This window comes from Nonomuraea sp. NPDC003727 (assembly GCF_053586935.1).
The window spans coordinates 78669-99091 of sequence record NZ_JBSFNE010000019.1 but is presented as its reverse complement, the minus strand read 5'-3'; the positions used below and the strand labels follow the sequence as shown (position 1 = coordinate 99091).

16 protein-coding genes are annotated in these 20423 nt (G+C 72.6%); 10 read left to right on the top strand and 6 right to left on the bottom strand.

Features of this window, described 5'->3' with window-relative positions; translation table 11 throughout:
- Window positions 1–95 precede the first annotated feature (95 nt).
- The 5 genes from ACWDLG_RS36415 (at window position 96) to ACWDLG_RS36395 (ending at window position 7757) form a co-directional block, all read left to right on the top strand.
- Window positions 96–2588, top strand: a complete 2493-nt coding sequence (locus ACWDLG_RS36415; protein ID WP_449928846.1) for a protein kinase domain-containing protein — start codon at window positions 96–98, stop codon at window positions 2586–2588.
- Between the two features lie 4 nt (window positions 2589–2592).
- The gene (locus tag ACWDLG_RS36410; protein WP_449928845.1) at window positions 2593–4428 is read left to right on the top strand and encodes a serine/threonine-protein kinase; all 1836 of its coding nucleotides are present in this window, start codon (window positions 2593–2595) and stop codon (window positions 4426–4428) included.
- Between the two features lie 37 nt (window positions 4429–4465).
- Window positions 4466–5809, top strand: coding sequence for a serine/threonine-protein kinase (locus ACWDLG_RS36405; protein WP_449928843.1), 1344 nt, complete (start codon window positions 4466–4468; stop codon window positions 5807–5809).
- Window positions 5810–6004: 195 nt separating this feature from the next.
- Window positions 6005–6784: an electron transfer flavoprotein subunit beta/FixA family protein gene (locus tag ACWDLG_RS36400; protein WP_449928841.1), complete on the top strand. Its 780-nt coding sequence runs from the start codon at window positions 6005–6007 to the stop codon at window positions 6782–6784.
- Between the two features lie 19 nt (window positions 6785–6803).
- Window positions 6804–7757 carry an electron transfer flavoprotein subunit alpha/FixB family protein gene (locus tag ACWDLG_RS36395; RefSeq protein ID WP_449928839.1) on the top strand — a complete coding sequence of 318 codons (954 nt, stop codon included), beginning with the start codon at window positions 6804–6806 and terminating at the stop codon, window positions 7755–7757.
- 49 nt (window positions 7758–7806) lie between these two features.
- Here the strand turns inward: ACWDLG_RS36395 and ACWDLG_RS36390 are convergent, their stop codons facing one another.
- The 3 genes from ACWDLG_RS36390 to ACWDLG_RS36380 form a co-directional block, all read right to left on the bottom strand.
- Entirely contained in the window at window positions 7807–8298 is a 492-nt protein-coding gene (locus ACWDLG_RS36390) for an HIT family protein (protein ID WP_449928837.1), read from the bottom strand.
- Between the two features lie 176 nt (window positions 8299–8474).
- Window positions 8475–9593 (bottom strand): MFS transporter, encoded by a 1119-nt coding sequence (locus ACWDLG_RS36385; RefSeq protein WP_449928835.1) that lies wholly within the window; start codon window positions 9591–9593, stop codon window positions 8475–8477.
- A gap of 191 nt (window positions 9594–9784) precedes the next feature.
- Window positions 9785–10285 (bottom strand): TetR/AcrR family transcriptional regulator, encoded by a 501-nt coding sequence (locus ACWDLG_RS36380; RefSeq protein ID WP_354909797.1) that lies wholly within the window; start codon window positions 10283–10285, stop codon window positions 9785–9787.
- A gap of 53 nt (window positions 10286–10338) precedes the next feature.
- Here ACWDLG_RS36380 and ACWDLG_RS36375 point away from each other — a divergent pair, with 53 nt between their 5' ends.
- From ACWDLG_RS36375 to ACWDLG_RS36365, 3 genes are all read left to right on the top strand, one after another.
- A complete protein-coding gene (locus ACWDLG_RS36375; protein ID WP_449928832.1) occupies window positions 10339–11496 on the top strand; it encodes a cysteine desulfurase family protein in 1158 nt (385 codons plus the stop codon).
- A 144-nt stretch (window positions 11497–11640) separates the two neighbouring features.
- Window positions 11641–11859, top strand: a complete 219-nt coding sequence (locus ACWDLG_RS36370; RefSeq protein ID WP_449928830.1) for a hypothetical protein — start codon at window positions 11641–11643, stop codon at window positions 11857–11859.
- 157 nt (window positions 11860–12016) lie between these two features.
- Window positions 12017–12862, top strand: coding sequence for an MBL fold metallo-hydrolase (locus tag ACWDLG_RS36365; protein ID WP_449928828.1), 846 nt, complete (start codon window positions 12017–12019; stop codon window positions 12860–12862).
- Window positions 12863–12868: 6 nt separating this feature from the next.
- On the opposite strand, the gene ACWDLG_RS36360 is transcribed toward ACWDLG_RS36365, so the two are convergent.
- Together ACWDLG_RS36360 and ACWDLG_RS36355 are read right to left on the bottom strand one after the other, a co-directional pair.
- The gene (locus ACWDLG_RS36360; RefSeq protein WP_449928826.1) at window positions 12869–13282 is read right to left on the bottom strand and encodes a DoxX family protein; all 414 of its coding nucleotides are present in this window, start codon (window positions 13280–13282) and stop codon (window positions 12869–12871) included.
- 150 nt (window positions 13283–13432) lie between these two features.
- Window positions 13433–13993, bottom strand: a complete 561-nt coding sequence (locus ACWDLG_RS36355; protein WP_449928824.1) for a TetR/AcrR family transcriptional regulator — start codon at window positions 13991–13993, stop codon at window positions 13433–13435.
- Between the two features lie 78 nt (window positions 13994–14071).
- Here ACWDLG_RS36355 and ACWDLG_RS36350 point away from each other — a divergent pair, with 78 nt between their 5' ends.
- Together ACWDLG_RS36350 and ACWDLG_RS36345 are read left to right on the top strand one after the other, a co-directional pair.
- Complete coding sequence (locus tag ACWDLG_RS36350; protein WP_449928822.1) at window positions 14072–15829, top strand: ABC transporter ATP-binding protein; 1758 nt, start codon at window positions 14072–14074, stop codon at window positions 15827–15829.
- Window positions 15830–15892: 63 nt separating this feature from the next.
- The gene (locus tag ACWDLG_RS36345; RefSeq protein ID WP_449928820.1) at window positions 15893–19114 is read left to right on the top strand and encodes a S8 family serine peptidase; all 3222 of its coding nucleotides are present in this window, start codon (window positions 15893–15895) and stop codon (window positions 19112–19114) included.
- 93 nt (window positions 19115–19207) lie between these two features.
- Here ACWDLG_RS36345 and ACWDLG_RS36340 read toward each other — a convergent pair whose 3' ends face one another.
- Window positions 19208–20269: a DUF695 domain-containing protein gene (locus ACWDLG_RS36340; protein WP_449928818.1), complete on the bottom strand. Its 1062-nt coding sequence runs from the start codon at window positions 20267–20269 to the stop codon at window positions 19208–19210.
- Window positions 20270–20423: the final 154 nt, after the last annotated feature.

Sequence of the window (20423 nt, the reverse complement as noted above, 5' to 3'; positions counted from 1 at the left end):
ACCCATGGGGGCGTGTCAGACGTTACACCTGCGTGGGAATGTGACCTCGAGGTTCATCTCTGGGGCGGGGTTTGAGCCGATATGGTGCTTCTGCCATGAACGATGACCGACTAGGCCCTTACCGGCTGCTCAGGCGGCTCGGCGAAGGCGGAATGGGCGTTGTCCACCTCGCTGTCGACCCGCAGGGGCGGCAGGTGGCGGTCAAGGTCCTGCGCGCGGAGGTCGCCGGCGACGACGTCGCCAGGCGGCGGCTCTCGCGCGAGGTCGACACGATGCGGCGGGTGCGCAGCAAGTACATCGCCGAGGTGCTCGACGCCGACGTGACAGGTCACCGGCCCTACATCGTGACCCGCTACGTGCCCGGACGTCCCCTCGACGAGGTCGTCAAGCAGGACGGACCGCTGGAGCTGCCGGCACTGGTCAAGGTCGCGCACGGGGTGGCCTCCGCGCTGGCCGCCGTCCACTCCGTCGGCGTGATCCACCGTGACCTCAAGCCGGGCAACGTGCTGATCCTCGACGGCGACCCCGTTCTCATCGACTTCGGCATCGCCCAGGCGGTCGACGCGACCAGGCTGACGCAGACCGGCATGTTCATCGGCACGCCCGGTTACCTCGCGCCCGAGATCATCGAGGGCCAGGAGGCGGGCCCCGAGGTCGACATCCACGCGTGGGCCGGCACCGTGCTGTTCGGCGCCACCGGCCAGCCGCCCTTCGGCAAGGGCACGCTGGAGATGATCTTCTACAACATCACGGCGGGCAAGGCCGAGGTGTCGGCGGCGCCGCGCGAGCTGCAGCCGATGCTCAAGGCGGCCTTCCAACGCAACCCCGCCAAGCGGCCCAAGGCCGCGGAGCTGGCGGAGCAGACCGCGAGGCTGCTGTCAGGGCTGTCGGCGCCGGCCAGGACGCCCGACGAGCTCTCCACCATGCCGGAGTCCGGCAGGCAGGGTTCCCGGCAGGTCACCGACCCGGCCGACGTGCCGACCCCCGCGATCCCGCCCGCGCGCCCGCCGCTCGGGACCTCTTCCGGGCCGCACGGTGCGCCCGCCCCCGGCAGCCAGGAGTTCGTCTCGCTGCTGGGCAACCAGGGCGGCGCGCCGCCCGCCGCCGGTCAGGGCCGGCAGGCCCCGCCGGGCGTCCAGGGCCGGCCGCCGGGCGCGCAGGGCCCCGCCGCGGGCGGCCGGCAGCACGGCGGCGGCGACCACGCCCCGCAGGTGCACCCGCAGGGCGGCAGGCAGCAGGGCCCGCAGCCGACGCAGCCGCCCGGCCTGCCCGGACAGGGCCAGGTCCCGGGGCAGGGTGCGCAGGGTCAGGTCGCTCAGGGACAGGGTCAGGGGCCCGGTTCGCGCGGGCAGGGCCAGGTCCCTGGGCAGGGTGCTCAGGGGCAGGGCACTCAGGGGCAGGGCACTCAGGGGCAGGGTGCTCAGGGTCAGGGGCCGCAGGGCGAGCCCACCACGACGGGCGGCGACCCGTGGCCGACGCGGCGCGTGAGCCCCGAGGAGCTGCGCCAGATGCGTGAGGAGGCCGCGGCGCACCCGTGGGACGCGCCGACCCGCGCGGCCACCGACCCGCCCGCCAGCCGTCCCTGGCCGGTGTCCGGCCAGCCCGACCATCACGCTTCGCCTCCCGGCCACGGAACGGCCCAGCCGCCCGCCGGCCAGGGTGGTGGCCACCCCGCGGGCGGCTTCCAGCAGGGAGCGGGGACGTTCCCGCCGGCCGGCGGCCAGGGCGCGCAGGGTGGCCGATCCGGCTACCAGGGCGTGCCCCCGCAGGCTCCGCCGTACCCGCACCGGGACGGCGACATCCCCACCCGCAGGGTCCGCACCGACTCGCCGGACTTCCCCTCCCCGTACGGCCAGCCGTACCAGGGGACGCCGCAGCAGGGCCAGCAGCAAGGCCACCAGCAGGGCCACCAGGCGCCGCAGGATCCGGAGACGTGGCGCGAGCCGCGCATCCCCGGCTCGCGTCCAGGAGCGGCGTTGCAGCGCTCCAAGGCGTACGGCGTCGCCGGCGCCATGCTGCTGGTCATCATGATCGTGCTGGCGGTCCTGGCTCCCGTGGTGATGACCGCGGTGGTGCTGCCGTGCGTCGTGCTGCTGCGCGCGGCCGACCTGGCCCAGCCGCAGCTCAACGCCAGACGGCCGACCGGCGCCGCGGCGGCCGACGTGATCAGGGTGTTCGGCCAGCCCGCCGCGCTGCTGAAGTCGATCGGCATCACGATCGCGCTCGTGCCGTACGCGCTCATCCTCGGCCTGCCCGTGACGCTGCTGCTGACCGTGCTGACCTGGATGCCGTTGCCCAACGCGCTGGCCTGGGGCGCGGCGATCGCGCTGTGGACCGTGTGCGCGGGTCCCGGGGTCGAGTCTCCCGGACGGCAGATGCGCAGGACGCTCGCGTCCCTGGTTCCGTCGCGTACGGTGGCCATGGGGGTCGCGGGCGTGCTCGCGGTCGGAGCCGCGCTCTCGCTGGTCCTGGCGCTCGGCACGGTGCCGAACTCAGGCAGGCAGGCGGTGTGGTCGCCGGTCGGCGTGAGTCCGGTCACGGACAGGCTTCAGGACCTCAGGGGGAAGGCGGAGCAAGGAGGGGGATGAGTAGATGAGCACCGGCAACACCCAGGCGCCCGAGCGTCTCGGACCCTACCGGCTCGTCAGGAAGATCGGCGAGGGGGGCATGGGGGTTGTCCACCTCGGGATCGACGAGGAAGGGCGCGAGGTCGCCATCAAGGTGCTGCACCCCCACGTGGCCGCCGACCTCAAGGCTCGCGACAGGCTGACCCGCGAGGTCGAGACCATGCGCAGGGTGCGCAGCAGGAACGTGGCCGAGGTGCTCGACGCCGAGCTGGTCGGGGGCCAGCCGTACGTCGTGACCAGGTTCGCGCCGGGGCGCACCCTCGAGGAGACGGTGCTCACCGACGGGCCGCTGCCCGCCCAGGAGCTCATCAGGCTGGCCCAGGGGCTGTGCACGGCCCTGGTGGCCATCCACGCGGCCGACGTCATCCACCGCGACTTCAAGCCGTCCAACGTCATGCTGGTCGACGGCGAGCCGCTGGTCATCGACTTCGGCATCGCGCACCTGGTCAACGCGACCAGGCTCACGCAGACCGGGATGTTCGTCGGCACGCCCGGCTATCTCGCCCCCGAGATCATCCGCGACTCGGAGATCACCCAGGCCGCCGACGTGCACGCGCTGGCCTCCACGGTGTTCTTCGCGGCCGTGGGGGCGCCGCCGTTCGGCACCGGCACGTTCGAGGTCGTCTGCTTCAACATCATGGAAGGCAGGGCGCAGCTCGACAAGGCCCCGGCGTGGCTGCGCGGCTGGCTGTCCAGGGCGCTGTCGGTCGACCCGCAGGCGCGGCCGAGCGCGCAGGACCTGCTGCGGATGGCGCGGCAGCTCGACCCGACGGTGACCAGCTTCCACGAGACGCCGCCGAACGGCACGCGGACGCTGGAGCAGCCGCCCAGGACCAGGACGTTCGAGCGCGACGACAGCTACTCCGACCTGCTGCCGCCGGTGGAGTACGCCCAGCCGCCCAGGCCCGAGCCGAAGCCCCGCAAGGAGCCGAAGCCGCGCGACGAGCAGCGACGGCGCGAGCCGGCCACGCCGCCGCCGTACGTGCCCGCGAACGTGCCGCCGTACCGGCCGGCCGCGCCGTACCCCGACCAGCGTGTGGCCGGCTATCCACCACCGCCGGAGCAGGCGGCGGTCAGGCCGTACACGCCGCCGCCGCCGGCCGCCGCCCGCCCCTACACGCCGCCGCCCGCCGCGCGGCCGAAGTACCGCGTCGGGCACCCGCTCATCGCGGCGTTGCTGCTGACCCTGCTGGTCGCGCTCGCGGTCATGATGCCGGTGATGGTGGGGGCGGCCGCCGTGGTGATCGCGCTGGTGCTGCGCGTGGGCGAGTACCTGTTCGGCGACCACGTGGCCCGCCGCCAGCTGCGCGGCAGCAGCGCGGCCGACCCGGCGCTGATCCTGCTCGGCACCCCGTGGGCGCTGATCAAGTCGGCGTTGATGTCGCTGGTGCAGGTGCCTCTGTCGATCCTGTGGGGCGTGTGCGTGTGGGGCGTGCTGAACTACGGGCTGAAGGTCGAGAGCGACCAGGCGGTGGCCTACGCCGCGGGCGCCTTCGCCGCCGGCCTGTTCGTGCTGCCGGGCGGGGGAGCGCCGCGCAAGGCGGTCACCCGCACGCTGACCGGCGTCATCCGCAGCCCGGGGGCCGGGCTGGTGGTGGCCATCACGGTCGGCACCGCGGCCCTGCTCGCGGTGATGTTCGCGATGGGCCAGGAGCCCACCTGGTATCCGTGGGAGCAGCCCTCCGACGTGGTCAGGGAACTGACCCGCAGCGCCCAGGAGAGCGTGACGGGGCTCATCACGGGGCTCATCGACTCGCTCATGACCAGCCTGGGGCTCGGCTTCCTGTCACCCTGGTCATAACGTGGTCTCCCGCCTCCGCTCGGGGCACTATGGAGACATGAGCGAGCCGGACGGTGAGCACCTTGGCCCCTACCGACTGCTGTCCACCCTGGGCTCCGGCGGCTTCGGGGAGGTGCATCTCGCGCTCGACCCCGAGGGGCGCACGGTCGCCGTCAAGCTCCTGCACCCGCATGTCGCCGCCGACGCCTCGGCGCTGACCAGGCTGGAGCGCGAGGTCGAGACCATGCGGCTGGTCGAGGGGCCGTGCGTGGCCGAGGTGCTCGACGCCTCGCTCGGCGGCGACCGGCCGTACCTGGTGACGCGGTACGTGCAGGGGCGGCCGCTCAGCGTCGTCCCGGTGCCCGTGGCCGACCTGCGGCGCCTGGCGAAGGGGCTGGCGCAGGCCCTGCTGGCCATGCACGAGGCGGGCGTGGTGCACCGCGATCTCAAACCGGCCAACGTGATGATGGCCGACGGCGACCCCGTCGTGATCGACTTCGGCATCGCCTCGGCGCTCGACTCCCTGTCGGTCACCGCCTCGGGCGCGGTCATCGGCACGCCCGGCTACCTGGCGCCCGAGGTGCTGGAGGGGCAGGAGGCGGGCGCGCCCGCCGACGTGTTCTCCTTCGCCGCCACGCTGGCCTACGCGGCCACGGGGCGCCAGCCGTACGGGACGGGGCCGCTGTCGGCCATCGCCTACCGGGTGGTCCACCACGAGCCGGACCTGGAGGGGGTGCCGGCCTGGCTGGAGCCGCTGCTGGGCGAGTGCCTGCAGCGCGATCCCGAGGCGCGGCCGACGGCCGCGCGGATCTGCGCGCTGCTGGGCGCGGACCTGCCCGCCCGGGGCCGGCACGGCGTCACCGGCGCCGGTACGGCACGCCGCCGTCCCGCGCTGAGCGAGAGCCAGGAGCCGGCGGCGCTGCTCGACGCGTCGGGCGGCGGCTTCTTCTCGCGGGGCAGGCGTCGGCAGGGGCCGGGGCCCGCCCGGCCGGTCGAGCCCGGCGTGCACGACCTGTCCACCCGCGAGTGGCGGCCGGGCGCCGACCGGCACCGCAGGCCGCCCGAGGAGGCCAGGGCCCTGCACAGGGAGAAGATCCGCAGGAGGTGGGTGATCGGGTCAGGGGTGTTCGCCGCGCTGCTCGCGGCGGCCGCGCGCACCCCGCTGCCCGAGGTCTCGCTGCTGTTGCTGGCCTCCTACGCGCTGGTCGTGGTCGCCGACGCGGGGGTGGCCCTGCTGTCGCGCGGGCTGTTCAGGACCAGGCGCATGGTGACGGACCTCACGTCCGTGGCCGGCGTGGCGGTTCTGTGGCTGGCGCTGAGCAGCTTCTTCAGCCCGGCGACGCTGGCCCTCTTCGCCGTGACCGCGCTGGTCGTGGGCGTGGTCTTCCTTCTCAACGCCTGATCGGTCCTTCGGGCGGGGGCCACGGCGGGCTTCCGGAACAAAGTTCGGTAGGGTGGGGCGAACTGCGGGTTTGCGTCAAATCTACCCGTGGGTAACATGACCACCCGAGGGGCCGTGCAGCTGGCGCCCCGGGCAGTCTGGCAGTCTGGACAGCACCCATCCGAGCATGCGATTACGGGAGGTCGGCCACCGGCCATGAACATCGTCGTCTGCGTGAAGCAGGTCCCCGACACGGCGACCGAGCGCAAGCTCCGGTCTGATGACAAGACGCTCGACCGTGACGCCGCCGACGGCGTCGTCAACGAGCTTGACGAGTACGCGGTCGAGGAGGCCCTGAAGCTCAAGGAGGCCCACGGCGGTGAGGTGACCGTTCTCACCATGGGTCCCGGCAAGGCCACCGAGACCATCCGCAAGGCCCTGGCCATGGGCGCGGACAGGGCGGTTCATCTCAGCGACGACGCCCTGCACGGCTCGGACGCGCTCTCGACCTCCTACGCGATGGCCCAGACGCTGAAGAAGATCGGCTTCGACCTGGTCATCCTCGGCTCCGAGTCGACCGACGCCCGTACCGGCGTGCTCGCCGCCATGCTGGCCGAGCGCCTCGGTGTCGCCCAGCTCACGCTGGCCAACAAGGTGGACGTCGAGGGCTCCTCGATCTCCGTCCAGCGCCTGACCGACTACGGCTACGACAAGGTCGAGGCCACCCTGCCCGCCGTCGTCTCCGTGGTCGAGAAGATCAACGAGCCGCGCTACCCGTCCTTCAAGGGCATCATGGCGGCCAAGAAGAAGCCGGTCGCCGCGATGGGCGTGGCCGACGCCGAGATCGACCCGGCGCAGGTCGGGCTCGGTGCCGCCTGGTCCGAGGTCGTCGACTTCGCCGCCGCTCCTCCGCGCGCGGCCGGCACGATCGTCAAGGACGAGGGCGACGGTGGCGTGAAGGCCGCCGACTTCCTCGCGTCCAAGAAGTTCATCTGAGAACGGGGGTTTTGCTGATATGTCGGAGATTCTCGTTCTCGTCGAGCAGGTCGACGGCGAGGTCAAGAAGGTCACGCTGGAGCTGCTGACCCTGGCCCGCTCGCTCGGCGCCCCGTCGGCGGTCTGGGCCGGCCCCGGCTTCACCGCCGACGCCAAGGCCAAGCTGGCCGAGTACGGCGCGGAGAAGATCTACGTCGCGGGCTCCGCCGACGTGGTCGACTACGTCGTCGCGCCCAAGGCCGAGCTGCTCGCCCAGCTCGTCGGCGCGGCCTCGCCCGCCGCCGTCCTCGTCGCCGCCACGGCCGAGGGCAAGGAGGTCGCGGGCCGCCTGGCCGTCAAGACCGACTCGGGTGTCATCACCGACGCGGTCGGCGTCGGCGAGGGCCTCGTCGCCGACCAGTCCATCTTCGGTGGCGGCGTCAACGTCCAGTCGCGGGTCACCAAGGGCACGCCGATCATCGCGGTCCGCCCCAACTCCACCACGCCGTCCCCGGCCCCCGCCGCGGGCGCCGAGGAGGAGGTGTCCGTCACGCTCTCCGACGCCGCCAAGGCCTCGAAGATCGTCGACAGGGTCAAGCAGGAGAAGGGCGCCCGCCCCGAGCTGACCGAGGCGGCGATCGTCGTCTCCGGCGGCCGTGGAGTCGGCTCGGCGGAGAACTTCTCGGTCATCGAGAACCTCGCCGACGCCCTCGGCGCGGCCGTCGGCGCCTCCCGCGCCGCCACGGACGCCGGGTGGTACCCGCACCAGTTCCAGGTGGGCCAGACGGGCAAGACCGTCTCGCCGCAGCTGTACATCGCCGCCGGCATCTCCGGCGCGATCCAGCACCGGGCCGGCATGCAGACCGCGAAGACCATCATCGCGATCAACAAGGACCCGGAGGCGCCGATCTTCGAGCTGGCGGACTTCGGTGTCGTGGGCGACCTGCACCAGGTCGTCCCGCAGCTCGCCGACGAGATCGGCAAGCGCAAGTAGGTCCATGCCGAAGGCGGCGGCTCCCCTGGGGGCCGCCGCCTTCGCGTTCCTATCGCAGGGCCGCCCTGATGCGGTCGGCCAGCTCCCTCGCCTGCTCCTGGCTCCACGGAATGAGGCCGTTCTCGCTCATGAGGGCGTGAAACTGCTGCTCGTGGTACGGCGTGCCGGGCGGGAGCGGCGCCACGTGCCAGTGCAGGTGCGCGTTGCCCTGCTGGCTGCCCAGCGTGAGCAGGTAGGTCCGCTCCGACGGCACGACCGCCTCGACGGCCAGAGCCACCCGGCGCACCACGGCCATCAGGGCCAGGTAGGCGGCCTCGTCCAGGTCGCGCACGGCGTGCTCGAGGTGCGCCTTGGGGGAGACGAGGGTGTAGCCCGGCATGGTCGGGTACCTGGCCAGGAAGGCCAGGTGCGCGTCGTCCTCGTAGAGGATCTCCTCCAGGGCGTGCGCGGGATCGCCGGCCACGATCGCGCAGATGAAGCAGGGGCCGGTTCTGGTGCGCTCGACATAGGCGTCCAGATCCATGCGCTCGGTGCGGTTCATGATCCTTTTTCCCCTGCCGAAGGGTCCCGCGTCCAGCGGACGGCACCGCGCGCCTGGTTTCCGCGTGCGCGGGTTCTGCGGGCGGCGGTGGTGCGTGGCGGAGGGGGCATGGCGGGGAGCCCCGGGAGGCGGGGCGCACGCCGTTCGGGAGGACGGGCGGGCGTCCCGCCGGGAGGTCAGGCGGCGAGCTCGGCGGGCTCGCGTCGCTCGACCGGGGCGATCGTGATGACCTCGGGCTCGGCGCGGGGCAGGAGGCGGGCGGCCACCGTGATGAGCAGGCCGAGCGCCACGGCGATGCCCAGCGCGGTCCGCAGCGAGGTGATGTCGCTGAGGAAGCCGATCACCACGGGGCCGAGCAGCAGGCCCGCGTACCCCATGGCGCCGGCCTGGGCGATGGCGGGACCGGGGTTGTCGGTCGAGGTGCCGGCCAGCGAGAGCGTCATCGGGGAGATCGTCGCCACGCCGAGGCCCACGAAGAACATGGTGAGCACGGCGATCAGCGGCGTGGCGGCGGTCAGCACGATCGCGAACGTCGCGGCCGTGGCCAGGCCCGAGACGGTCATGATGCCCCGCACGCCGAAGCGGGTGCGCAGCCTGTCGCCGCCGAGCCTGGCGACCAGCATGCCGATCTCGAAGATCGGGTAGCCGAGGGCGGCGACCGCCTCGGTGGCGCCCAGCTCGTTACGCATGAACAGGCCGTTCCAGTCGGCGACCGTGCCCTCGACCATGAACGCGAAGAACATGATCGCGCCCAGCAGGTAGACGATCGGCGGCATCCGCCTGCGCGCCCTGGTGGCAGTCCCGGTCACGGGGGCCTCGGGCAGGTAGGTGCGTCCGGTGATCATGATCAGCGGGAGCGAGACGAGGGCGACGAGGGCGAGGTTGGCGGTGAAGGACAGGCCCAGGGCGATCGACAGGCTGCCGACGCCGCCCGCGGAGATCGCGCCGACGCACCAGCCCGCGTGCATGCCGTTCATCAGCGGCCTGCCGTAGGCCTGCTCGACCGTGGAGCCCTGGGCGTTCATCGCGATGTCGACCGTGCCGAACGCCAGACCGAACACCGCGACCGCGACCAGCAGCGACGGCAGGTTGGGCGCGCAGGCGACGCCGAGGAGCGACAGTGCCGTGGCAGGGCCGCCGACCCGCAACACCGTCCTGCTGCCCACGCGGTTCATGATCCCGCGCATCGCCTGCATGGTGATGAGCGCGCCCAGACCCCACACGAGCAGGATCACGCCGATCGTCGCCTCGGACAGGCCGAGTTTGTCGGTCAGCGCCGGGATGCGCACCGTCATCGTGCCCACCATGAAGCCAGCAAGGACAAAAGTGAGGATCGACCCAAAACGGGCAGTCCTCAGGTCGCGGGTCATCGTCAACACCTCTCAGGGTCGTCACATCGCACGCCGGCGCGCACGCGGGCGTCGTGGGGAAAACGGGTTGGGAAATGGGGGGGGATGGGGAGAATGGGTGGCGCGACGGGGGCGCGCTACAGCAGGGCGAGCAGGCGGGCCTCGAGGGCCCGTAGGTCGCTCTCGGAGTTGAGGGCGGGGTCGTGGCTCGCCACGTCCCACAGGCCCTCACACGCCAGCCGTACGATCTGGGAAGCCACGGGGTCGGGCTCGTCGGCCAGCCCCTCGCGGTGCCACCTGGCCATGGCGTCGCGCAGCGGCGCGAGCAGGTACAGGTTGCCGGAGGCGCTCGTCACGACCGCCCATCGTCGCAGCCGGCCCGTGCGGACGGCCGCCAGCGTGGCACCCAGGTACCGTTTGGTGTAGGTGTCGTACGGCTGCGCCGCCACCAGGTCGTCGAACTCCGCGATGAGCCGCTCGACCATGCCCTTGATGAGGGCTTCCTTGCTGTTGAAGTGGTAGAGAAGTCCGCCCTTGCTCACGCCGGCCCGCTCGGCGACGGCGGAGAGGGTGAGCGCGGCCGAGCCCTGGTCGCAGAGGAGCTCCTCCGCGGCATCCAGCAACTCGTCACGCCTCATGGTTCTACTGTACCGTCCGGACGGTACAGTTGCAAACGAGATACCCTGAGCGGGTGAGCCCGGCCTACCTAGATCACGCGGCGACCACTCCGATGCTCCCCGAGGCCATCGAGGCGATGACCCGGCAGCTCGGCCGCGTGGGAAACGCTTCGTCGCTCCACGCGGCAGGACGGCAGGCCCGCCGGGTGGTCGAGGAGTCCCGCGAGGCGATCGCCGACGCCCTCGGCGCGCGTCCCAGCGAGGTCGTCTTCACCTCCGGCGGCACCGAGGCCGACAACCTCGCCGTCAAGGGCCTCTACTGGGCCCGCGAGCCGCGCCGGCGCATCCTGATGAGCTCGGTCGAGCACCACGCCGCGCTCGACCCGGCGACCTGGCTGGCCGACCGGCAGGGCGCCGAGGTCGAGCTGCTCGAGGTCGACGCCGACGGCAGGGTGCACCCCGACACGCTGCGCGCCGCCATCGAACGCGACCCCGCCGGCGTCGCCCTGGTCAGCGTGATGTGGGCCAACAACGAGGTCGGCACCGTCCAGCCGATCCACGTGCTGGCCGCGATCGCCCACGACCACGGCATCCCCTTCCACACCGACGCCGTCCAGGCGGTCGGCATGCTGCCCGTCTCCTTCGCCGACTCCGGCGCCGAGGCGCTCACGCTGAGCGGCCACAAGGTCGGCGGGCCGATGGGCGTCGGCGCCCTGCTGCTGGCCCGCGGCATCACGCCCGTCTCCGTCCTCCACGGCGGCGGCCAGGAACGCGACGTGCGCTCCGGCACCCTCGACGCCCCCGCCATCGCCGGGTTCGCCGCCGCCGTCACGGTGGCCGTCGGCAACCAGCAGGAGCAGGCGCGCCGCCTCGCCGCCCTCCGCGACGACCTCATCAAGCGGGTACGGCAGGCCGTCCCCGACGTGATCCTCAACGGCGACCCGGACGACCGGCTGCCGGGCAACGCCCACTTCTCCTTCCCCGGGTGCGAGGGCGACGCGCTGCTGATGCTCCTCGACGCCAAGGGCGTGGAATGCTCGACCGGATCGGCGTGCTCGGCCGGCGTGGCCCAGCCGTCCCACGTGCTGCTGGCGATGGGCGCGGACGCCGCGACCGCCCGGGGGTCGCTGCGGTTCACGCTCGGGCACACCTCGACGCAGGAGGACGTCGACCGGCTCGTCGAGGTGCTTCCCGCGGCGGTGGAGCGGGCCCGCCGGGCCGGCCTCAGCTGACGGGGGCACGGGCCTGGGGCCCGGTCCAGGTCCGGCGTGGGCATCAGGCGAGACGACCGGGCCCACGCCGGTTGGAACGGCGCCGAAAGGGCAGGTGAGAAGGTAAGCGAGCGGTGAAATGGCCACCTCATGAAGGAGGCCGTCGTGGAGCTTTCACAGCGCGAACGCCGGATCCTGATCGAGATCGAACTCGGCCTGCAGCGGGACCGGAGATACGCCCATCTCTTCGACGTGCTCGACGCCTCGCCGAGGGTGGGGCCGCAACGTTTCGCCTGCCAGGTCAGCACCACCGAGCTGGCGGTCGTCGTCGTGGTGGCGCTCGCGCTCGCGGCACTGCCGATGCTGGCCGTCCTCGCCCTGTGACCCGCGCCGAGGCGGACCCTGCCGACGCCCCGGGGCACCGCGGGTACGGCGCGTAGATCATCTGTGGCTGGGTCGCTGACCTGGGCTGACGTCCGAAGGTGGGCGTTGGGAGGCGCCGGCCGGTGGGTAGGGCGGTCGATACGCAACGTCAGGAGACATGATGTCGGACCGCGATCAGGCCGATGTGCGCTTCATCGGCAACGCCACCACACTCATCCGCTATGACGGCTTCACCGTGCTGACCGACCCCAACTTCCTGCATCGCGGCCAGCACGCCTATCTCGGTTACGGTCTCACCAGCAGGCGGCGCACCGAACCGGCGCTGGATGTCGACGAGCTGCCGCCGCTGGACGCGATCGTCCTGTCCCATATGCACGGCGACCACTGGGACCGGGTGGCGCGCAGGGGCCTGGACAGGAGCACGCCCGTCATCACCACCCGCCATGCCGCGCGCCGCCTGCGACGGCAGGGGTTCGGCGCGGCCGTGGGTCTCGACCTGTGGCGCGAGCACCGGCTGACGGCCGGCGACCGTACGCTCACGATCACGGCCCTGCCCGCCAAGCACGCGCCGGGCGTCGCGAACCTGCTGCTGCCTCCGGTCATGGGCAGCATGCTCGAGTTCGGCGACTCCTCGGGACGGACGGACCTGCGCCTGCACATCAGCGGCGACACGCTGATGGACCACCGGGTCCTGTCGGGCATCCCGATCCGGTTCCCGGCCATCGACCTGGCGATCGTGCATCTGGGCGGCACCAGGCTGCTCGGGACGCTCCTGGTGACCATGGACGGCGAGCAGGGCAGCCGTTGGGTCCGCCTGATCGACCCCCGAGAGGTGCTGCCGGTCCACTACGACGACTACACCGTCTTCACCTCGCCGCTGGACGACTTCCTGCGTCACATCGACAGGTCGGGGCTGTCCGAGCGGGTGCGCCGCCTCGCCCCGGGCCAGAGCCTCCCGCTGCCCCTGCGCCCGGCGAGCCGTGAGCGCAGGGGGCGCGCGTAAGCGAGGCTAGACCACGCTGGTCGGCGTCTGGTGGCGTGAGCGGCTCAGCAACGTGTCCAGCGCCCACACCCCCGGGCCGAGGACCGCGATCAGCAGGAACGACCAGCTGTAGACCGCGGCCAGCTCGCCCTGGTTCTGCAGCGGCCACAACGCCTTCGGCTGGTGGACGAGGAAGTACGCGTAGGCCATCTCGCCGGAGCAGATCAGCGCCGCGATCCGGGTGAACAGGCCGACGATGAGCAGGCTCCCGCCGACGAGCTCGATGATGCCGGCGTACCACGCCGGCCAGCTACCGGCCGGGACCACTTCGCCGCCGAGCACGCCGAAAAGCTTGGCCGCGCCGTGGCAGGCGAACATCAGCCCCACGACGATACGGAACAGCGACAGGACGTACGGTCCGGCCGCGTCGATGTTTTTCATAATGGCTCTCCTCTACAGCAGTGCTCTGCCCGCGTGGTGAGGAGCGCCCGGCAACTCAAGACATTTTTGGTACGGATTTCACCTACCTGCGAAGCTCCCCGCGGGAGTCGCCCGTGGCAGGGCCGAGGACCGGGTCGAGCCGGGCGTCGTTCAGGCCGCGACTGCCTTCCGCAGCGAGCGCAGGCACAGCCCCAGCGCCTCGTGCTTGGAGGCGCCCGAGTCGCGGATGTGCTGCCACGCGCTGTAGAGCAGGGACCACACGACCTGCTGCATCCAGTCGGCGGGCAGCTCGGCGTCGATGGCGCCCTCGGCCTGCCCCCGCTCGATCAGCTCGATCAGCGCCCGGTCGGACGGGGTCTCCTCCTCCCACATGTCGCTGGCCACGAGCTGGGGTTCGGTGAAGGCGAGCATGAGCCCGTCGCCGAGTTCGAAGTACTCCTGGCAGAGCCGGTCGAGCGCCTGGAGCGCAGGCCCCTCGGTGGGTCTGGCCCGCGCGGTCGCCGCCGCGATCCTCTCCAGCACGTCGTTGCCGATGGCCGTGATCAGGTCGGACCGTTCGGGGAAGTAGCGGTGGATCGTGGTGCGACCCACGCCCGCGGCGGCGGCGACGTCGCTCAGCGACGCGCCGGGGTCCTTGGAGAGCGTGGCGACCGCCGCGTCGAGGATGGCGCGCCTGGTCCGTGCGCGCATGCCGGTCTCAACAGCAGTCATGTGTCCCACGGTAGCGCACCGTGCCCCATCGTGGAACAAGCTTGACCGCTATGGAACACGTATGTTTCACTGGAGAGCATGCGTGTTCCCGTCTTTCCGCGGCTGCGTGTCCTGTGGTCTTTCGCCCGGCCCCACCGGGGCAAGCTGGCGATCGGCCTGCTGCTCGCGCTGATCGGCTCGGCGCTGGGCCTGGCGACCCCCATGGTGACCAAGTGGGTGCTCGACTCGCTCGGCGCCGCCACCTCGCTCACCGGACCGGTCGTGGCGCTCCTCGTGCTGCTGCTGATCGGCGCGTTGATCTGGTCGTGCCAGTGGATCGTGCTCGGCGCGCTCGGCGAACGCGTCGTGCTGGAGGCGCGCGAGTCGATGGTGCGCAGGCTCTTCAGGGCGAAGGTGCCCGAGGTGACCAGGCGGCCGACGGGCGAGTTCGTCACGCGCGTCACCTCCGACACCGTCCTGCTGCGCGAGGCCGCCTCCTCCAGCCTGATCGGGCTGATCAACGGCGTGGTCATGCTGGCCGGCACGCTCGTCCTCATGGGCGTGCTCGACCTCGTCCTGCTCGGCACCACGGTCGCCGCCGTGGTCGTGGTCGGCGTGCTGTTCGCCGTGCTCATGCCGGCCATCGCGAAGGCGCAGGAGCAGGCACAGGAACACGTGGGCAGGCTCGGCGGCGTGCTGGAAAGCGCGCTGCGCGCCATCAGGACCGTCAAGGTCAGCAGGGCCGAGGACCGCCAGGCCGAGCGGATCATCGCCGACGCCCGCGCGTCCACCCGGCACAGCGTCAGGGCCGTGCGCAGGGAGGCCGTCGCGTGGACCCTCGCATGGTCGGGCATCCAGCTGGCGATCATCCTCATCCTCGGCATCGGCGCCTGGCGGGTCGCGGCCGGCCACCTGGAGGTCTCCAGCCTGATCGCGTTCCTGCTGTACGCGTTCGCGCTGATGGAGCCGGTCACCGAGCTGAGCCAGAACGTCACCGCGCTCCAGTCGGGCATCGCGGCGGCCGAGCGCATCCGCGCGGTCGACGACCTGGAGCTGGAGAGCGACGTGCCGGTGACACGGCATGGACCGCCCGCCGCGCCCTCCGGGCCGGTCCTGGAGCTGCGCGGGGTCTCGGCCGCCTACGGGCCGGGCGCCGAGCCGGCCGTACGCGGCGTCGACCTGGTGATCCCGCGCACGGGCCACACGGCGATCGTCGGGCCGTCAGGCGCGGGCAAGACCACGCTGTTCTCGCTGCTGCTGCGCTTCCTGGAGCCGCAGGAGGGGCAGATCCTGCTGGACGGCGTGCCGTACACGGGGCTCACGCACGAGCAGGTGCGCGAGCGGCTCGCATACGTCGAACAGGACACGCCGATCGTGCCCGGCACGATCCGCGACAACCTGTTCTTCTCCCACCCCGACGCGACGGAGGAGGAGCTGGAGCGGGTCCTCGCCGAGGTACGGCTGGCCGGCATGGTCGACCGGCTCGGCGACGGGCTGGACACGCCGCTGTCCTCCACGTCGGTGTCGGGCGGCCAGCGGCAGCGGATCGCGCTGGCCAGGGCGCTGCTGCGCACGCCGGACGTGCTGCTCCTCGACGAGGCCACGGCGCAGCTCGACGGGCTGACCGAGGCGGCCGTCCACGAGTGCATCGCGGCCCGGGCCCGGACGGGCGCCGTGGTCACCGTCGCGCACCGGCTCTCCACGGTGATCGACGCGGACACGATCGTGGTGATGGAGGACGGCGGCGTTCGCGCCCAGGGCACGCACGAGGAGCTGCTGGAGTCCGACGAGCTGTACCGCAGGCTGGTCGAGGCGCTGCGCATCGCCGCGGAGGAGGTTCCCGCCAAAGCGGCGTGAACCGGTCGACGGCCTTCGGCGAACAAGGGGTGGATCTTTTCCTTGTGACCCGTGAGGTGGCTGATGACCTTAGGTAAGTCGTTCGTCGCCGCTCTGCTCGCCGGAGCGGTCGGCTTCACACCGGTACCGCGGCAACCGTCGGACGCGGTCGGCTCCACGCCGGTACCGCGGCAACCGGCGGACAGCGAGAAGGCAGTCGGCGGCGCCGCCCAGATGGGCAGCGTGACCCTGATCACCGGCGACCGCGTGGTGGTGACCGGCCATGGCCACCGCGTGGAGCCGGGTGCGGGCAGGGAGGTGAGCTTCACCAGTCAGGTGCGCGGGGGCCATCTGTACGTGATCCCCTCCGACGCCCGTCCGCTCATCGCCGAGGGCGTGCTGGACCGGCGGCTGTTCGACGTGACCCAGCTGCTGGCCTGGCGGTACGGCGACGCCGACACCCCGGACATCCCGGTGATCTCGCAGACGACGGGTGGCCAGGCCGCCCTGGTGCCGCAGGGGGCGCGGCAGACGCGGCAGCTGTCCGGACTCGGGATGAGCGCCTCGCGGGTGCCCAAGGCGGGCGCGGCGCAGGCGTGGAAGGGCCTGGTGGGCGGGGGCGCCCGGCTGGCGGCAGGGAGGACGAAGTTGTGGCTGGACGGCCGCCGCTCCTTCTCGCTGGACCAGAGCGTCAAGCAGATCGGCGCTCCGCAGGCCTGGCAGCAGGGCCTGACCGGCAAGGACGTCACGGTCGCCGTGCTCGACTCCGGCTACGACCCCGACCACCCGGACCTGAAGGAAGCGGTGGTGCAGGCGCGCAACTTCAGCGAGGACCCCGACGTCCGCGACACGCTCGGCCACGGCACCCATGTCGCCTCGATCGTGGCGGGCAGGGGCGAGAAGTACCGCGGGGTGGCGCCGGAGGCCAAGCTGGTCATCGGCAAGGTGGGCACCGCCGCCGGACCCGTCGACTCGGCCATCCTGGCGGGCATGGAGTGGGCGGCGATGGAGGTCAAGGCCAAGGTCGTCAACATGAGCCTCGGCGATGTCGACTCCATGGAGCTCGACCCGCTGGAGCAGGCGGTCGACACGCTGTCGGAGCGCACCGGCACGCTGTTCGTCGTGGCGGCGGGCAACGACGCTCCGCACGGCGTGGTGAGCAGCCCGGGCAGCGCCGACGCGGCGCTCACGGTGGGCGCCGTGGACAGGCAGAACCGGATGGCGGACTTCTCCAGCCCCGGGCCCCGGGTGAGCGACCACGCGATCAAGCCGGACGTCACCGCGCCCGGCGTGGAGATCGTGGCGGCGGCCGCCTCCGGCACCGCCGACGGCCCCTACGTGGCCTACAGCGGCACGTCGATGGCGTCCCCGCACGTGGCGGGGGCGGCGGCGATCCTGGCCCAGCGGCATCCCGAGTGGACCGGCGCGCAGCTGAAGGCGGCGCTCGTCGGCAGCGCCGCCCCGCAGCAGGGGGCCGGGCCGTACCAGCAGGGGGCGGGACTGGTCGACCTGGTCCGCGCGCTGAAGCAGCCGGTCGCGGCGACCACCGGCAGCGTGTGGGCGGCCTTCCCGTGGAACGGCACCGGCGAGCGGGTGAGGACCAGGACGATCACCTACGCCAATGCGGGCGACACACCGGTCGCCCTGGACCTGGCGGCCGAGGGCGAGGTGCTGAAGCTGTCGGCCGACCGGCTCGAGGTGCCCGCCAAGGGCCAGGCGTCGGTCACGCTGACGATCGACGCGACCGGCAAGGCGCCGGGCGACTATCCCGGGACGGTCACCGCCCGCTCCGGCGAGACGGTGGTCCGCACGCCGGCCGGCGGCTACGTCGAGCCTGAGTCCTACGACGTCACCATCACGCTGGTCGACAGGCAGGGCCGGCCGGCCAGGCCATGGGTCGCCGAGGTCTACGACGCCGGCACCGGCGACGTCCGCATGCCGGCCGTCAAGGACGGCGTGGCCAAGCTCCGCCTGCCGAAGGGCGACTGGAACTTCTACAGCGAGGTCCCCGAGCGCGACGCGTTGACGATCGCCGCCACCCCGGTGAAGGTCGACAACGGCGACCAGCAGGTAACGGTGGACGCGCGCCAGGGCAGGCCGATGCGGGTCACGATCGATGACCCCACCGCCGCCACCGGGCCCGCGCTCGAGATCAGCATCGGCCATGGACCGTGGACCACGCAGTCCGGCGTCCACGGCTGGGACCCCAACACCGAGGTGTACGTCGTTCCCACCCGCCAGCCGGGGCTGACCGCCAGGTTCAGGACGGTGTGGCGCAGCAAGGACGTGTCCCCCAGCCCGTACGTCTACGACCTCGTCGACCAGCGGACCGGCGGCTTCCCCGACGACCTGTCCTACCACGCCAGGAAGAACGACCTGGCCAAGGTGACGGCGACCTACCGGGCCTCCGGCGTGGCCGCGAAGGGCCGGCCCGCGACCGGGCCGCGGTTCCGTGGCCAGCCGGGCATGGTGACCCCGGTGACAGGCGCGATCGACCTGCCCGGCACGATCACCCACTACCGGACCCCCGGGCTGGTGTGGGACAGCATGCTCGACGTCGGCACCGCCGTCGTCGCCGACGCGGGCAGGCTCATGGGTCGCGGCCAGACCAGCGAGGTCTGGAACGCGGCGGTCACCGGGCCGTCGTTCCCCGCCCCCGGCGGCAGCCGAACCGGCGACCAGCTGACCTTCTCCGGCGCCGGGCTGTTCGCCGACGGCGGCGCGGGCCGGACCGGCTCCGACAGCGCCGCCACCGGCAGCGCCACCCTCACCAAGGACGGCCAGGTCATCGCCAGGACCGACCTGACCGGCTGCGTGTTCTACCTGTCCGAGTCGTGCCGGCTCCACGCCGGTCTGCCGGCCGGGCAGGCCACCTACACGCTGACCGCCTCGGCGCGCCGGCAGGTGCCGTACTCGACCCTCTCCACCGGCGTGGACGCCACCTGGACGTTCCCGTCCTCGACCGCCACCACGGAGCAGCCGCTCCCGCTGATGGCCGTGCGCTACACCCCCGCCGGGCTCGACGACCACAACCGCGCCAGGCCCGCGTCCCTGACCCGGCTGCCGCTGTCCGTCGAGCGCAACCCCGGCGCGGCGAAGGCGGAGGTGACGTCCGTCCGGCTGGAGATGTCCACCGACGACGGCACCACGTGGCGCCGCATCCCCGTGGTCCGCACCGGATCAGGCTGGACCGCCGCCGTGCCCAACCCCGGCACGGCGGGGTTCGTCTCCCTCCGGGCCAGCGCGCATGACAGCGCGGGCGCGAGCGTGACCCAGACGATCACCCGCGCGTACGCCGTGGGCTGACCCCTCACGCTCTGGTACGGCCGGCCGCAGCCGTACCAGAGCACCGAGGTGGCGGCCCCGCACCTCCGCCCGCAGACTGCTGTGCCCCGCGTTCTAGGACAGGAAGGGGGCGACCGCCGTCCAGCCGGGGTCGGTGACCACGTCGACGAGCGGCTGGCCCTCCTCCCAGCTCACGATCAGTTCCTTGGCGTGGATGGCCGCCTCGCCCGTCGGGTCGGCGTAGACGTGGATCACCCTGGCGCCCTCCGCGCTCAGGTGCGCCGCCAGCACCCCGTCGGCGTGCTGCCTGCCGAGCCTGGCCGCCAGCCGTTCCTCGAACTCCCGCAGCGCCGTCAGCGACTCGCCCACCGGCAGGCCGTTCTCGTCGGCGTGGGCGTAGGGGAGGGTGATCTGGATGTGCTGGTCGTAGAGCGGGTGGTCGACGGGACGCAGCGGGAAACGGGCCGTCGCGATCAGCGGCGCGCCGCCCGCGGTCTGCCCTTCGAGCAGCACCCACTGCTCCTCGGCGAACTCGGTGGCCAGGTCGGCGATCACCGCGGGCAGGTGCACGGCCTCGACCGAGTCGATCGGCTGGAACGTCGCCGGAGTGATCTCGCCCACCCACCTGGCCACGTCGTCCTCGCCGAGCAGCCAGTCGAGGGACAGCAGGGTGGCCTCCATGCGGGTGTCCTCGTCCAGCATGACGAAGACGGGGTGGAAGGCCGCGATGTCGATGCGCGGGTTGCCCCTCGGCACCCGCAGCCCGAGCAGCAGCTTGTCGAGCGCGAACTCGTAGCCGCCGACGTCGAGCGTGAGCTCCATCGCCTCGGGGTTGGCCTGGCGCGAGGGGTGGTACTCCCACAGCGCGTCGGTCTCCGGCGCGCCCTTCGACCACCGGTGGGCGAGCGAGCGCAGCTCGGGGTCGCCCGCGGCGGTCACCACCAGCGCCTGCTGGGCCTGCCTGCCCGGCGCGACCTCCCAGACCAGGCCGGGATGGATCGCGGTGACCGCGGGCGCGATCAGCTCCGACAGCCGCTCGGCCTCGCCGGCCTCGACCAGCGCGTCGATCTGGGGCCTGGTCTCCCGCCACCACTCCCAGAACTCGGCCAGCGCGTCGCCGGTCTCGCCGGTCTCGCCGGCCTCTTCCTCGTCGTCCTTGCGCCCGAACAGTCGCATAACCCAGCATTCTCGCACCTCGCGGGCGCGTAACTCGCCGATCTCCGCCCGCCCGGCGAGCCGATCTACGCCGGTGTCAGCCCGCCGGTATCCGCTCCCGCCGGTGTCGCCCCGCTGCTCCGGTGGCCGGCCGCCCGGCCCACCCCGCCCCACC

Bases quoted from the DNA above. Each gene is read 5' to 3' on its own strand.
- ACWDLG_RS36415 (WP_449928846.1), top strand. From the start codon at position 96: ATGAACGATGACCGACTAGGCCCTTACCGGCTGCTCAGGCGGCTCGGC.
- ACWDLG_RS36410 (WP_449928845.1), top strand. From the start codon at position 2,593: ATGAGCACCGGCAACACCCAGGCGCCCGAGCGTCTCGGACCCTACCGG.
- ACWDLG_RS36405 (WP_449928843.1), top strand. From the start codon at position 4,466: ATGAGCGAGCCGGACGGTGAGCACCTTGGCCCCTACCGACTGCTGTCC.
- ACWDLG_RS36400 (WP_449928841.1), top strand. From the start codon at position 6,005: ATGAACATCGTCGTCTGCGTGAAGCAGGTCCCCGACACGGCGACCGAG.
- ACWDLG_RS36395 (WP_449928839.1), top strand. From the start codon at position 6,804: ATGTCGGAGATTCTCGTTCTCGTCGAGCAGGTCGACGGCGAGGTCAAG.
- ACWDLG_RS36390 (WP_449928837.1), bottom strand. From the start codon at position 8,298: ATGAACCGCACCGAGCGCATGGATCTGGACGCCTATGTCGAGCGCACC.
- ACWDLG_RS36385 (WP_449928835.1), bottom strand. From the start codon at position 9,593: ATGACGGTGCGCATCCCGGCGCTGACCGACAAACTCGGCCTGTCCGAG.
- ACWDLG_RS36380 (WP_354909797.1), bottom strand. From the start codon at position 10,285: ATGAGGCGTGACGAGTTGCTGGATGCCGCGGAGGAGCTCCTCTGCGAC.
- ACWDLG_RS36365 (WP_449928828.1), top strand. From the start codon at position 12,017: ATGATGTCGGACCGCGATCAGGCCGATGTGCGCTTCATCGGCAACGCC.
- ACWDLG_RS36360 (WP_449928826.1), bottom strand. From the start codon at position 13,282: ATGAAAAACATCGACGCGGCCGGACCGTACGTCCTGTCGCTGTTCCGT.
- ACWDLG_RS36355 (WP_449928824.1), bottom strand. From the start codon at position 13,993: ATGACTGCTGTTGAGACCGGCATGCGCGCACGGACCAGGCGCGCCATC.
- ACWDLG_RS36350 (WP_449928822.1), top strand. From the start codon at position 14,072: ATGCGTGTTCCCGTCTTTCCGCGGCTGCGTGTCCTGTGGTCTTTCGCC.
- ACWDLG_RS36345 (WP_449928820.1), top strand. From the start codon at position 15,893: ATGACCTTAGGTAAGTCGTTCGTCGCCGCTCTGCTCGCCGGAGCGGTC.
- ACWDLG_RS36340 (WP_449928818.1), bottom strand. From the start codon at position 20,269: ATGCGACTGTTCGGGCGCAAGGACGACGAGGAAGAGGCCGGCGAGACC.